This window comes from Aliidiomarina shirensis (assembly GCF_003987345.1).
Lineage (GTDB): Bacteria > Pseudomonadota > Gammaproteobacteria > Enterobacterales > Alteromonadaceae > Aliidiomarina > Aliidiomarina shirensis.
The window spans coordinates 426965-441054 of record NZ_PIPP01000001.1 but is presented as its reverse complement, the minus strand read 5'-3'; the positions used below and the strand labels follow the sequence as shown (position 1 = coordinate 441054).

The 14090-nt window shown below is 45.6% G+C and carries 14 protein-coding genes; 12 read left to right on the top strand and 2 right to left on the bottom strand.

Annotation, left to right across the window (positions count from 1 at the left end):
• Positions 1 to 5: 5 nt before the first annotated feature.
• The 7 genes from CWE13_RS01985 to CWE13_RS01955 are packed head-to-tail and all read left to right on the top strand — an operon-like array spanning position 6 to position 5807.
• A complete protein-coding gene (locus CWE13_RS01985; protein ID WP_126805657.1) occupies positions 6 to 746 on the top strand; it encodes an SDR family NAD(P)-dependent oxidoreductase in 741 nt (246 codons plus the stop codon).
• A gap of 34 nt (positions 747 to 780) precedes the next feature.
• Positions 781 to 2079 carry an NAD(P)/FAD-dependent oxidoreductase gene (locus tag CWE13_RS01980; RefSeq protein ID WP_126805656.1) on the top strand — a complete coding sequence of 433 codons (1299 nt, stop codon included), beginning with the start codon at positions 781 to 783 and terminating at the stop codon, positions 2077 to 2079.
• A gap of 5 nt (positions 2080 to 2084) precedes the next feature.
• On the top strand, positions 2085 to 2900 hold the full coding sequence (locus CWE13_RS01975) for a DUF1365 domain-containing protein (protein ID WP_126805655.1): 816 nt from the start codon (positions 2085 to 2087) through the stop codon (positions 2898 to 2900).
• A 17-nt stretch (positions 2901 to 2917) separates the two neighbouring features.
• A complete protein-coding gene (locus tag CWE13_RS01970) occupies positions 2918 to 4162 on the top strand; it encodes an SAM-dependent methyltransferase (protein ID WP_126805654.1) in 1245 nt (414 codons plus the stop codon).
• Complete coding sequence (locus tag CWE13_RS01965; protein ID WP_126805653.1) at positions 4146 to 4727, top strand: DUF2878 domain-containing protein; 582 nt, start codon at positions 4146 to 4148, stop codon at positions 4725 to 4727. Before CWE13_RS01970 ends, CWE13_RS01965 begins: the two co-directional genes overlap by 17 nt.
• On the top strand, positions 4720 to 5286 hold the full coding sequence (locus tag CWE13_RS01960; RefSeq protein WP_126805652.1) for a chalcone isomerase family protein: 567 nt from the start codon (positions 4720 to 4722) through the stop codon (positions 5284 to 5286). Before CWE13_RS01965 ends, CWE13_RS01960 begins: the two co-directional genes overlap by 8 nt.
• Positions 5286 to 5807, top strand: a complete 522-nt coding sequence (locus tag CWE13_RS01955) for a DUF3833 domain-containing protein (protein WP_126805651.1) — start codon at positions 5286 to 5288, stop codon at positions 5805 to 5807. The genes CWE13_RS01960 and CWE13_RS01955 overlap by 1 nt, the downstream gene beginning before the upstream one ends.
• Positions 5808 to 5834: 27 nt before the next feature.
• Here the strand turns inward: CWE13_RS01955 and CWE13_RS01950 are convergent, their stop codons facing one another.
• On the bottom strand, positions 5835 to 6305 hold the full coding sequence (locus tag CWE13_RS01950) for a hypothetical protein (protein WP_126805650.1): 471 nt from the start codon (positions 6303 to 6305) through the stop codon (positions 5835 to 5837).
• A 73-nt stretch (positions 6306 to 6378) separates the two neighbouring features.
• Here CWE13_RS01950 and CWE13_RS01945 point away from each other — a divergent pair, with 73 nt between their 5' ends.
• The 3 genes from CWE13_RS01945 to CWE13_RS01935 are packed head-to-tail and all read left to right on the top strand — an operon-like array spanning position 6379 to position 8851.
• The gene (locus CWE13_RS01945; protein ID WP_126805649.1) at positions 6379 to 7134 is read left to right on the top strand and encodes a Nif3-like dinuclear metal center hexameric protein; all 756 of its coding nucleotides are present in this window, start codon (positions 6379 to 6381) and stop codon (positions 7132 to 7134) included.
• Between the two features lie 59 nt (positions 7135 to 7193).
• Positions 7194 to 7982 (top strand): methyltransferase domain-containing protein, encoded by a 789-nt coding sequence (locus CWE13_RS01940; protein WP_126805648.1) that lies wholly within the window; start codon positions 7194 to 7196, stop codon positions 7980 to 7982.
• Entirely contained in the window at positions 7979 to 8851 is an 873-nt protein-coding gene (locus CWE13_RS01935; RefSeq protein ID WP_126805647.1) for an NAD(P)-dependent oxidoreductase, read from the top strand. Before CWE13_RS01940 ends, CWE13_RS01935 begins: the two co-directional genes overlap by 4 nt.
• A 98-nt stretch (positions 8852 to 8949) precedes the next feature.
• Here the strand turns inward: CWE13_RS01935 and CWE13_RS01930 are convergent, their stop codons facing one another.
• Complete coding sequence (locus CWE13_RS01930; protein WP_126805646.1) at positions 8950 to 10302, bottom strand: DUF1329 domain-containing protein; 1353 nt, start codon at positions 10300 to 10302, stop codon at positions 8950 to 8952.
• Positions 10303 to 10528: 226 nt separating this feature from the next.
• Here CWE13_RS01930 and CWE13_RS01925 point away from each other — a divergent pair, with 226 nt between their 5' ends.
• The gene (locus CWE13_RS01925; protein ID WP_126805645.1) at positions 10529 to 11662 is read left to right on the top strand and encodes a WD40/YVTN/BNR-like repeat-containing protein; all 1134 of its coding nucleotides are present in this window, start codon (positions 10529 to 10531) and stop codon (positions 11660 to 11662) included.
• Positions 11663 to 11677: 15 nt separating this feature from the next.
• Complete coding sequence (locus tag CWE13_RS01920) at positions 11678 to 14047, top strand: efflux RND transporter permease subunit (protein WP_241973614.1); 2370 nt, start codon at positions 11678 to 11680, stop codon at positions 14045 to 14047.
• Positions 14048 to 14090: the final 43 nt, after the last annotated feature.

Below are 14090 nucleotides of genomic sequence, written 5' to 3'. Positions count from 1 at the left end.
AAACAATGAATATTCTAATTACAGGCGCTACATCAGGTATTGGTAAACAATTGGTATTGGATTATTTAGCGGACGGCCATCATGTTATTGCATGCGGTAGAAGCCAAGATAAGCTTGATTCTTTAGCTGCTGAAGCAAAAGCTGATGAGCATCTTAGCACGTGTATATTTGATGTTACTGACCGCGAGCAAACCCTTGAGGCCCTGCAAGCGTGCCAAGAACAGAACAACCTTGATTGTGTCATTCTTAGTGCTGGGGTTTGTGAATATATCGATGATGCCAAGCACTTTGAACCGGAATTGGTAGATCGTGTATTCGCCGCGAATTTCTTTGGCGTGGTGAATTCTATCGCCGGTGTATTGCCCAGAATGAAGCGAGGTAGCAAGTTAGTTGTAGTGGATAGTATGGCGCGAATGTTTCAATTTACGCGCGCCGAAGCTTATGGCGCAAGTAAGGCGGCTATTCACTACTTCGCGGGCTCGTTACGTACCGATCTAATAAAAGAGGGCATTCAGGTAATTACCGTATCTCCGGGCTTTGTAAAAACCCCAATGACGGATGCCAATGATTTTGAAATGCCAATGCGGGTTACGGTAGAGCAGGCTTCGGCTGCAATTAAAAAAGGTATAGATAAGGGTAAACCGCATATTGCATTTCCGCGTATATTTGGTTTCATTTTAGCGTTTCTTCAACGCTTACCGTATCGAGTGCAAATTGCGCTTTCGAAGCGTATGAAACAATCGTAATAATTTTGCGGAAATCCGCGGCAAAGGATAATAAATGAAAATTGCAGTTATTGGCTCGGGTATTGCGGGGATTACCGCCGCAAATTTATTGAGCCAAAACCACGAAGTGTGGGTGTTTGAAAAAAATAATTACATTGGCGGACACACTGCCACAGTAGATGTTGAAGTCGAGGGCAAAGCGTACGCTATTGATACCGGGTTTATCGTATTTAACGATAGAACTTACCCAAACTTTCGCGCTTTACTGCGTAAGCACGGCGTGGCTTGGCAAGATACGCAAATGAGTTTCAGTGTGCAAAACCCGGAAACGGGTTTGGAATATAATGGCCATACGTTGGCTACTATGTTTGCGCAAAAGCGAAATTATTTGCGGCCGAAGTTCTACAAAATGCTGTTTGATATCGTGAAATTCAATAAGGCAGCAAAGCAAGCTCTGAACGAACGAAGTGAAAGCGAACTCGCTAACCTTACGCTTGCTGAGTTCGTGCAGGAACTCAATTTAAGCAATGAGTTCTCAACAAACTATCTCTATCCGATGTGCGCGGCTATTTGGTCGGCGAGTTTAAAAGAATCATCGGCATTCCCGCTTAGCTTTTTCTTACGCTTTTTCTTAAATCATGGCTTACTTGATGTTGCTAACCGGCCGCAGTGGCATGTTATCAAAGGTGGCTCTAGAAATTATATCCCAGCGCTAACGCAAGCCTTTGCTGAACGTATTGTTTTAAATGCCAATGTGATTAGCGTTCGCCGTGATGCGGATGGCGTAGATATCGCCTTTGCGGATGGCCGTATAGAGCGCTTTGATGAGGTTATTTTGGCTTGCCATAGTGATCAGGCTTTAGCGTTGCTAGCCGAACCAACTGAGCGTGAAATTGCTATTCTTGGGGGGATTCCTTATCAAGAGAATGATGTTGTATTGCACACGGATACCAATCAATTACCGAAACGCAAAGCGGCCTGGGCGAGCTGGAACTATCTTTTGCCAGACTTACAACAGGGCGGTTTGATCAAGCCGGCTACGGTTACCTACAATATGAATATTTTACAGGGTTTAACCGACGCACCCGCAACGTTTTGCGTAACGTTGAATAACACAGCAGCGCTTAACGAAGCAAAGATTTTACGCCGCTTCAGCTACGCTCATCCGGTATACAGTGTTGATTCCTTTAAACAGCGAGCTCGGCGTAATGAGATCTGTGGTAAGAACCGAACACACTTCTGTGGGGCCTATTGGTACAGCGGCTTTCATGAAGATGGTGTTCGTAGTGCAGTAGATGTGGCAGAGCGATTTGGTGTGGCGCGCCCGGAGCATGATTCGCGGTATCAAGGCTAGTATTCATGGATAATCAGCACATATCTGACACGTCGTTAACAGGTACAAAGCATTCGCGGCATGCGGTGTATTATGGGAATGTTCGGCACCGACGGTTCACACCGAAAGAGCATCGTTTTAATTACCAACTGATGCAGTGGTGGCTTGATTTAAGTGATTTAGAAAACGCTAATGGTTTAAGTAGATTATTTTCTGTGGGCCCCAGTTGGGCACCATTGCAATTTCGAGCCGAAAATTACTTACCAAATGAGCATCGGGAATATCCCGAACAACCCTTAAATGAGGCCGTGCTGGCTAAAATGAGTGAACTAGCGGCACAACCGCTCTCGGGAAATGTGTTCTTTTTGGGGAATATTCGTAATTTTGGGATATTCTTCAGCCCGATAAATTGCTATTACCTCCAAAATAGCAACGGTGAGTTTACGCATATGCTTGCTGAGGTAAGCAACACACCTTGGAATGAACGGCACTACTATTTATTGGACGTTGAAAATCCGCAAGATCATGATAAAGCATTTCATGTTTCTCCCTTTAATCCTTTAGAAATGCGCTACCACTGGCGGCTTTCCGCGCCACAATTGCTTACGCATTCAAAACTTTTGGTGCACATCGAAGCGCATCGCGAGCAGCGCGTGTTTGATGCCAGCATGACATTAACGCGATATGCATTGAACCAGAGTGAGATTAAGCGCGTATTAAGAAAACATCCGTGGATGGCATTAAAAATTGTTTCCGGAATTTATTGGCAAGCTTTAAAGCTATTTGCGAAACGAGTTCCGTATTTCGGTCATCCCGGGAATAAAAAAGATAGCGGCAGATAACGAGCAGGGTTGAATACATGAGAACGACAACAGATACAGTAGCGATATCTGAAATTAGCATGACAAAGATGGAACGCTTTGCGCAGAAAATTATGTTTCGCGTACTAAATCACCTTAAGTTTGGCGAACTAATTCTTCTGCAAGATAAGCAAGTTGTAGCCCGTTTTGGCCAAGAGGGCGCTGAACCCTGCGCCCGGATAGAGATTTTGCATCCGCGCACCTACTCGAAGTTCGTTTTCAATGGCGATATTGGTGCGGGCGATGCGTTTATTGCCGGAGATTGGTGTTCTCCCGATTTAACCAAAGTAATTGAATTATTTGCCGCTAATTTGGGTGTTATGGATAAGCTTAACAAGCGTTTGGGCTGGATTTCGTGGCCACTACAAATGCTTTCTCACTTTCGTCGGCGAAACAGCAAAACTCGGGCGAAAGAAAATATTGCTTCGCACTACGATTTAGGTAACGAGCTATACACCCGGTTTCTCGATGAACGCATGCAGTATTCTAGTGCTGTTTATCCTCATGCAAATGCTTCACTTGATGAAGCACAAGAGGAAAAGCTACGTCGGCTTTGTGAGATGCTGGCATTGAATGAAGCTGACCACTTGATAGAGATTGGTACGGGCTGGGGTGGGTTAGCGATATACGCCGCAGAAAACTATGGTTGTAAGGTAACCACAACCACGATTTCCGAAGAGCAGTATAAATATGCTCAGGATTTGGTGGTGCAAAAAGGCTTACAGGATAAGATTACGCTTCTAAAAGAAGATTATCGCGATTTACGTGGACAGTACGATAAGCTCGTTTCCGTAGAGATGATTGAGGCCGTTGGTGCTGAGTATATGGCTACATTCTTCCGTAAATGTAATGCCTTATTGAAACCCGGCGGTACGATGGTACTGCAGGCCATTACTATTGCTGATCAACGTTTAGATAGCTACAACCGCAATGTTGATTTTATTCAGAAATATATCTTTCCGGGTGGTTACTTACCTTCGGTAGAGCTCATTGGCCGGATGTTTCGGAAAAACACCGACATGGTAGTTCGAGAGCTGAGTGATATCGGTTTAGATTATGCGCACACGTTAGCGGATTGGCGCACCCGATTTAATCGTCGTTTTCAGGAATTACAAGAATTTAACTACGATGATCGGTTTTATCGGATGTGGAATTACTACCTGTGCTACTGCGAAGGCGGTTTTAACCAACGGAGTATTAGCGCAGTGCAGATGAAGGCCACGAAAAATGCAAATTTGGCATAAATTAAAACAGCAAATATTAAATCTACACCGAAATCCGCGTTTAGCGGGTTTTGTGATCTTTGATTTTGTTTGGCTAAGCGCTGTGCTAGGTCGAGAACAATGGATTTGGCTGACGGGCTTACTTATCTTGCTTATGTTTGCAGCAACGCCGAAGCTCCTTTGGCAGCGGCGGTTTGCGTTCTTAATTTTACTATTTGCTGGCTTACTCGCAGAATTTCTCACGGTATATACAGGGGTAATTTCCTTCACCGGCACCAATTGGCTTCCGCCATGGTTGATCCTGCTTTGGGTTGGTTTTACTGGCATGGCGTTGATTGTTTTTGATTGGCTGCGTGGTAAAGCATTGCTAGGTGCCTTATTTGGCGCTATTTTCGGGCCGATCACATATTTTGCAGGTACGCGTATCGATGCGGCTGAAATACTTATCGGCTTCCCATATGCAGTGGCTGTATACGCACTCATGTGGGGGCTTTTGATGGTACTCGTGGCTAAGTTAGTAACGCCATTACCACCTGTGGTTCCAGAGGAATCGGATACGCAACATAAGGATAAACACCATGGTTAGTAACAAGGTATTAGCGATTTCACTATCTCTTTGCTTAACAACATTGGGATGGGCAACGGTGAGCTCTTCAGCGTATGCAAGTAGTTGTGGAAGCTCAGTTATTTCCGGCGATGATGCTGCCAGTGGGAAGGCATTGGAAAAGGTAGGCGAAACCCGCTTGCGGGTAATGCTGTTTCGGATTTATGACGCTGAACTATATTCAGATAACGGCAGTTATTCAGATGCAAATGAGTTTCTGCTTAAGCTCGAATATGCGCGGGATTTCAGTGCTAGCAAATTGGCCGAGCAAACACAGGATGAGTGGGAGCGAATGGGATATCAGCAAAACGAGCAATCTCGCGAGTGGATTCAAACTTTAGAATCGATGTGGCCTGATGTGAGCTCGGGCGATTGCATTGTGGCGCATAAAACGCCCGATAGCGGTATTACATTTTATGGAACTGATGGCGAACTAGGGGTTATTGAAAGCTCTGAATTTGCAGATCAATTTTTAGCGATTTGGTTATCAGAAGATGCTCGATATCGCGGTAGCCGTGATGAGTTAGTAGGAGTTAAGTAATGCGCGCATTTATATTGGTTACAAGTATTGTTCTTTTCTTAACCGGATGCTCGGCAAAGATTGAGGACTACCAAGCCGATACACCCAAGCTTCATTTAGATGAATATTTTGTTGGCGATATTGTGGCTTATGGAATGGTGCAAGATCGTTCTGGAAAAGTAACTCAGCGCTTTCGCGCCGATATCGTCGGTACTTGGGAAGGGAATCAAGGTGAACTTGATGAGGTGTTCTACTGGGATGATGGCCGTGAGCAAACGAGAGTGTGGCGTATCACCAAAACCGGTGCAAACAGTTACGAAGGTACTGCTGGCGATGTAGTAGGTGTGGCGAAAGGCACAACGGCTGGAAACGCATTGCATTGGGTATACCAGTTAGAAGTGCCATTCCGCGATGATACGATATCCGTAACACTAGACGACTGGATGTATTTGCTCGACGAAGATCGTCTAGTGAACCGCACTGAAATGCGGAAGTTCGGATTTCGTGTAGGTGAAATTACCATTTACATGGAAAAGAAATAAGAAAGCATGAGTAGCAGCTTTCGGCTGCTACTGCATTCCACGCGGAAGGCGAGCATCGTTGCTTTCTTCCAAGTGCTGTTTCCATTGTTCCTTCGCAGTTAAGCCACCGCTACTGTTTTGTTTCTTCGTAGCTGATTTCTTAGCGGTACTCTTTTTCGCTGCTGTTTTCTTCGGAGCCGCTTTTTTCGGTTTATCTTTTACCGAGTTTTTGGCCGCACTTTTGGCTGTGCTTTTCGCCGCACCTTTCGTTTTATCTTTCGCAGTATCTTTTTTAGCGGCCGCTGCCTTTTTGCCAGTTTCTTTCTTTGCGCTCGCTTTTGCAGCAGGCTTTCCAGATAACTCAGCAGTAAGTTCAGCGACATCCGCTAAACGAATATTCTTATCGCCGTTGATGCTATACCAGCCATTATTGTCTTCAACTTTAGGCGCTTTCCCGTGAGCTTTTTTATAAGCCGCGCTAAAATCGGCAAGCACCTGTTCTTTATCAAGTTTGCTCATCGTCTATTCCCTTTGTGTTAAGATAATATCGTGCTCCCTTTTTATACCTATTTTTAACGTGAGTGTCTAATATATGCAGCGCAATGATTTGGTAAATCAACTCAATAACTGGTTACAACCAGAAAACGTTCAAGATTATTGTCCGAACGGTTTGCAAGTTGAAGGCAACGAACAGGTTAATAGTGTGGTAACGGGCGTAACTGCTAGCCAAGCGCTTGTTGATGCGGCGATCGCACGTGGGGCGGATACATTATTGGTTCACCACGGCTATTTCTGGAAAGGGGAGGCGGAGCCTGTTGTTGGCATGAAGCGGAAACGTTTAGGCGCACTATTAAAGGCAAACATAAATCTTGTGGCTTATCATCTTCCCTTGGATATTCATCCAGAGTTTGGCAATAATGCCCAGCTTCTTACCTTACTAGGCGCCAACCAAATCGAACCCGTGCCTAACGTTGCGCCATCAGGTATTTTGCAGGTTGGGCGGTTGCCACAAGCGTTATCTGGTTTGGAACTAGCCCGAAAACTTGAACAATTACTTGGCCGGCAGTTGGTTGCTTCTGTGCTGTTCGAACAACCCATTACACGCGTTGCGGTATGCACGGGCGGCGGCCAGGGCTTTATTGAGCAAGCTTTGGCTGCAGGTGCGGATGCCTTTATTACCGGTGAAGTTTCCGAGCAAACGATTCATGTAGCCCGTGAGTGTGGTATTCAATTTTACGCTGCGGGGCATCATGCAACAGAGCGATATGGTGTGAAAGCCCTAGGCGAGAAACTTGCAGCTGAGTTTGGCCTTAACGTAAGCTTTATCGATATTGATAATCCTGCGTAACTATTCATATTATTAGATGCGCAACTTATTTGCGCTTATACGCCTCTGAAACGGAAAAAATGAGAGAATTCATGGTTGATCGCGCATTTGGCACTGATGTAAAACGCTTTGATAAAAATATTTATCAAACCGAAAAAGGCCAGATACGAGAGGCTGTGCTTTCCGCTGATCTAGCTTTTCTTTGGCAACCCAGCCTTACTTTGAATACAAACGTACCTACCTGTATCGATATTGGTGGTGGTTTAGGGCAGATCAACGGCCGTTTTGCGAAGGCGGGTTATCAGGTTACTCATACTGACATTGCTGCGGAGATGGTAGCCAGCGCAGAAAAGGAACACCGTAAACAAGGTATTGTTGAACATTATCGCTACTTTCAATCCAGCTTACAGAACTTAACGGATGTTGTGGGCGATGAGCAGTTTGATGTAGTGCTGTGCCATGCCGTTTTAGAGTGGTTAGCAGATCCTTACGCCGCATTAAGCCCGTTAATCGACCGCCTGAAACCAGGAGGATGGCTTTCATTAATGTTCTATAACGTTGATGCAAAGCGCATGGCGAATATGATTTACGGTAACTTTGATTACGTGAATGCGGGGTTACAAGTTAAGAAAAAGGTGCGTTTCAGCCCCAATAATCCACTTAAACCCGAGAGTATACTGGCCCGCTTAGGCCAGTTTCCGGTAACCTTAGTGACACACTCCGGCGTTCGCTGTTTTCATGATTACATGCGCAAACCTGATCATAACGCTGAGCAGTTGCTTGCGCTCGAGCTTCAGTATCGAAATAAAAATCCATATCGGCAGTTAGGCCGATATCAACACTTGTTATTAAGAAAGGATAGAACATGACAACTTCAGTAGCATTTATTGGGCTTGGTGTAATGGGCTACCCCATGGCCGGGCATTTACAAAAAGCAGGCTATGATGTGTGTGTTTATAACCGCACTTTCGCGAAAGCTCAGAAATGGCAAGAAGAATATTCGGGCCGTACAGCGGAAACGCCCGCAAAGGCAGCTAGTGGCGCCGAAGTAGTATTTGTGTGTGTTGGTAACGATGATGATGTGCGCAGCGTTGTATATGGTGATACGGGCGTTCTTGCGGGGATGTCGGCTAAGGCTATCTTAGTTGATCACACAACGGCATCAGCTGAATTAGCTCGAGAGCTTGGCGAAGCCGCTGGCAAGCAGGGCGTTGCGTTTTTAGATGCGCCAGTATCAGGCGGCCAAGCGGGTGCGGATAACGGCCAGCTCACTGTTATGGTAGGTGGAGAAGCAAGTGATTTGCTACAAATTTCTGCGATGTTAGAAACCTATTCCCGCCATGTTGGCTTGCAAGGGCCGGTAGGTTCTGGGCAGCTTGCTAAAATGGTAAATCAAATCTGCATAGCTGGCGTAGTGCAAGGCTTAGCAGAAGGTTTGCAATTCGCTAAAAACGCAGGGTTAGATCAAGAAAAGCTTGTTGCGGCGATTAGCAAAGGTTCAGCGGGTAGTTGGCAAATGGAGAATCGCTCTAAAACTATGTGGGAAGGTGAGTTCGATTTTGGCTTTGCCGTTGATTGGATGCGCAAAGATTTGCAGATCGCCTTGCGTGAGGCGAATAAGAATGGCTCTCGGCTACCGGTTACCGCACTTATTGATCAATTTTATGCAGACGTTCAGGAAAATGGTGGCAGCCGTTACGATACATCCAGTTTGATTACGCGCTTTATGGCAAAATAACCTTTCCACACGTTCTGTAAACGTAAGTATTAAAAAAGGCTGAGTTTTTCAACTCAGCCTTTTATTATTGGATTTCACATTAACTCAAGATTCTTGAATTAACGAATACCCATGCGGCGTAGAGCCTGCTGTGTGAAATCTTGGCGGCTCGGTTGGATTTCAAAATCCATGAAATCGCCTTCTTCGTTCGCTAAGCCTAATACTAGGTAACGGCCATTGTTTAGGTCGTAAAGCGCTTCAGCAGCCATCCACGGCACATCGTTGCCATAATACTGTACGTTATAGGCTTCACCAACACGCCATAATTCACCACGGCCATCGTAATGGTCGATAACAGACGCTGTCCAAGTATCTTCATCGATAAAGAAGTTCCGCTGAGCATAAATATGGCGCTCACCGTCTTTAACTGACGCTTCTACAACCCATACACGGTGCAACTCATAGCGCACGTGATCTTGGTTCAAGTGGCCAGGCTGAATAATTTCTGAGTAGCTCAGGCTGTCGTCTAAAAGCTTGTAGTTATTGTAAGGGATATACATCTCTTTCTTACCTACAAGTTTCCAGTCGTACTTATCAGGCGCGCCGTTGAACATATCGAGGCCGTCAGAAGTACGGAGGCCATCTGATGCAGTACCTGGGCCATCATACGCTACGTTTGGTGCGCGGCGAACACGACGTTGACCTGCATTATACAACCATGCACGGCGGCTTTCTTTCGCTTGGTTAATAGTATCGTGTACTAATAAAACCGTACCGGTTAAACGAGCAGGGGCTAGTACTTCTTGTAAGAAGTAGAACAGAACGTTATCGTCCGCACGTTCGTCACGACCACCTTGTAAATGCTCTGGCCATACAAGCTGCTCGCGCAGGCGAACCATTTCGTAGTTACCATTGGCTTGCACAGGGAATTGACCCACGGTACGTTGCACCGCACCGCCACGGTAGCGGGTTAGGTGGTTCCAAATAACCTCTAAGCCATCATTGGGTACAGGGAACGGAACATAACCACTGAAGCCTTCTAAGCCATTACCACCTTCTACCAAACGAGCGTTTTTCGCGTTCGCTTCTACGATATCGTAGATATCTTGCGGGTACGCAGCTGTACGCCGAGTTTGGTAAATATGCATTTTATAGGTATCGTAGCGCTCGAACATGGCAATTTGCCCCGGGCTTAAACGCTCCCGGTGTTCATCTAAGTTTGCGCTGGTAATAGTGTAAAGCGGCTCGTCATCGGCAAATGGGTTCTGCGGACGATGAATATCTTCACCTGGCTTGGATAAACCACCAGTCCATTCTGGGATCGAACCGTCGGCGTTTCCAGCACGCTCAGCGCCTAACGGAGTCAAGTCTTGCGCCAAACGTGCGGCATTTTCTTCTGAAACTGCTGCGTTGACGCCAGCGGAGACCAGCGATAGCGCCATGACCCCAGCAGTAAGCATGATTTTTTTCATTGTCGTTGTCCTTAAGTTCCTGTGCGTTCTTTATTATTGGAACACCAGTCCGGAACGATCCGGATGGGGTTAGTTATGTAAGCTACACCAATTTTCAACAAAATAAAATACAAGAAAATTTCAATTCGGGGGTTTTCAAACGCCCGTTAGACTATACAATCGTGTACGAGAATAATTTTAATCAGATCAATATTGAATCTGTGATGACATCTGGAGTACCCAAATTATGAAACGGATTGCTTTAGCAGGTATGGTTTCAGCCCTATTAAGTGGGGCTGTACTGAGCCAACCGGTGGTTGCCGAAACCTACGATCCGCTATTTACACCTTCACCTACCGCACCTCGAGCGACACAAGGTTTACTTGTGGGCGCTGAGAAATTTGGTCAGAAATTCGTTGTGGTAGGTGATTATGGCACTATTTTAACGGGTTCCAACAACACAGAGTGGCAACAAAGCAACGTTCCAACAAGTGTTTTGCTCACCTCCGTATCGGTAGTTGATGAACAATATATGTGGGCAGCTGGCCATCAAGGTGCTCTTTTACGCAGTACAGATGGTGGCCAAGAGTGGTCGATGATGATGGATGGTCATCAATTATTGGAATTAGAGTACGCGTGGCTGCAACAAAAAGAAGAAGAGCTGATTGCCGCAATTGAAAACGCAGAAGATGATTACGAGGCAGAGGAACTTGAGTACGCACTCGATGAATTATCATTTCAAATGGGTGGCGCTGAGATTCAATATGAAGTGGGTCCAACCAAACCGTTTTTAGATGTTCATTTTTTTAATCGTGAAGTAGGTTTGGCTGTAGGCGCGTACGGAACTATTCTCCGCACAACGGATGGTGGGCAAACTTGGCGTGTTGAAAACGACGCAATTGATAACGTTATTGGCTATCACATTAATAAGCTTGTACCCGGCCCGGATCAAAGTTTAATTCTGATTGGTGAAGCAGGGCTGCTAGCTCGCAGTGATGATATGGGGGCGAGCTTCGAAATGCTGGATTCGCCTTATCACGGCTCATTGTTCGGCGCCTTGTTTGATGATTCAGGTAATTTATGGGTTTACGGGCTTCGTGGTAACGTATTTGTTTCCGAAGACGGTTACAGCTTTGAAGCGATTGATGTTGATACGCGTTATAACTTAAATGGCGGTTTAGCGCTAAGTGATGGGCGTATCGTGTTAGTGGGGCACGCTGGTGTTATGGCGGTCATTGAACCCGACACTATGGACATTGATATTTTCAGCCATCCTTCTGGCTCGCCAATTAGCGATATTCAGCAAGGAATTGGGAACGAAGTGATTTTATTGGGCCGTGCAGGTCTGCAAACTTTTGCGCTACCTGCCGCAAGCCAATAAGGGGATAGAATACACATGCAAGATTTAAATAAAGCAAACGCAATGAATGCGGAAGCGCATGGTAAAGCTTCGTTCGCCGAAAATATGCTGTTTCGTTACCGCATGTTTTGGGTTTTGGTATTCGCAGCACTTACCGCTTTTCTACTTTATCACGCGGCACAAGTGCGGCCAGATGCCAGCTTGCAGAAAATGATTCCGGCAAACCATGAGTTTGTGCAGAACTATTTTAAATATGGTGATGATCTCTCGGCTATGGGGAACGCAATCCGCGTTTCTGTAGAAACTACAGAGGGTGATATTTTTGATCCGGAGTACCAAGATTTACTTCGTCAAGTAACCGATGAAATTTCGTTTTTGAATGGTGTTAACCGCTCAGGTATGCGCTCTATTTGGACACCGAACGTGCGTTGGTCGGAAGTGACTGAAGATGGCTTTGTGGGTGGTCCAGTTATTCCACAAAACTACGATGGCACTGAGGAATCGTTAGCGCAACTTCGGCAAAACATACTGCGTTCTGGCACAGTTGGCGATTTGGTGGCGAATAATTTCCGCTCTGCACTTATTTATGTGCCGTTAAATGAAATCGATCCGGAAACTGGCGAAGCACTCGATTACCATGAGTTTTCACAGCGTTTGGAAAGTGAGATTCGCAGCCAGTTTGAATCGGAAAATATCAATATTCAAATTGTCGGTTTTGCCAAGGTTGTAGGTGACCTCATTGATGGTGCGCTGCTCGTTGGTGTGTTTTTTATTATTGCCATGGTTATCACCTTTGGCATGTTATTTTGGTATAGCCGTTGCGTACGGAGTTCCGCAGTAGTGTTACTGTGCTCGGTAATTGCGGTTATCTGGCAGCTGGGTATTATCAAGCTGATTGGTAGCGGTATAAACCCGTACTCAATGTTAGTGCCATTCCTAGTGTTTGCCATTGGTGTGAGCCATGGTGTGCAAATAATCAATGCAGTAGTTGCCAACCATGCTGATGGTGCTAGCAAGCTTGATGCTTCTCGCTTAGCATTCCGCGGCTTGTATATCGCTGGCTTAACCGCACTCGTGTCCGATGCGGTTGGTTTCACTACATTAATGGTTATTGATATCGCGGTGATCAAAGAACTGGCGATTGCTGCGAGTATCGGTGTGGCCGTTATCGTACTCACCAACCTTGGCCTATTGCCAATTCTTACGTCCTACTTGGGGGTGAGCAAAGGTGGCGTGGCGTACATGAAGAAGGTACAAGGTGAAGAACACCCGATGTTCCAACTGTTTGACCGCTTCACACAAAGAAAGTGGGCTATTGGTGCAGTAAGTATAGCCGTTATTATGAGTGTTTGGGGTATCTACCAGGCGCAAAACTTGCAAATAGGCGATTTAGATAGTGGGGCACCTGAATTGCGTGCCGATTCACGCTACAACTTAGATAACGCATTTCAAGTTGCTAATTACAGTGCCAGTACTGATATTTTCGTTGTTATGGCGGAAACGGCACCAGGTGAATGTATCGCTTATGAAAACTTAGCGCTTATCGACCGCTTCCAATGGCACATGGAAAATGTTCCGGGCGTGCAAGCGGTTCGTTCTATCGTATATGTTTCTAAGCTTGGTATGGCAGGTACCAACGAAGGTAATTTGAAATGGTCGAGTGTTAACCGTGATAACTTCATTATTAACGCATCTATCTCGCAAGCACCAAGTGGCTTAATTAACAACGATTGCAGCATGGCGCCGATCATCATTTATTTGAATGATCACAAAGCTGATACGTTAAACCGGGTTGCCGATGAAGTTCGCAACTTTTCTGCTGATTACCCAACTGATTCGGTTAACTTCTTATTAGCGGCCGGTAACTCGGGCATTGAAGCGGCAACCAATAAGGTTATCGACGACGCGCAGTTCCGCATGTTGGTATGGGTTTACGGTGTTGTGATTGTGCTCTGCTTTATTACCTTCCGTAGTATCCGCACAGTGCTCTGCATTGTATTACCGTTGATGTTCACCACGATCATGAGTCAAGCGTTGATGTCTATGTTAGGTATAGGCGTAAAAGTGGCTACATTGCCGGTGATTGCACTTGGTGTCGGTATCGGGGTTGATTACGGTATTTACATCTACAGCAAAATGCGGGAAGCCCTGAATAAAGGGGAAAGCTTAGCGGAAAGCTACTTGTTTGCGCTTTCGAAAACAGGTAAAGCGGTTGGCTTTACGGGCTTAACGTTAGCAATCGGTGTAGCAACTTGGATTTGGTCGCCTATCAAGTTTCAGGCGGATATGGGCTTGTTGCTCACATTTATGTTTATATGGAATATGCTCGGTGCTTTAATTCTGATTCCTGCACTGGCGTGTCTATTTAGAGTAGGTCCGAAGTCGGAACCGAAATCAATTGCGTAATTAATGTTAATATATTTTAACAAATACGTTGATTTTATGTTTT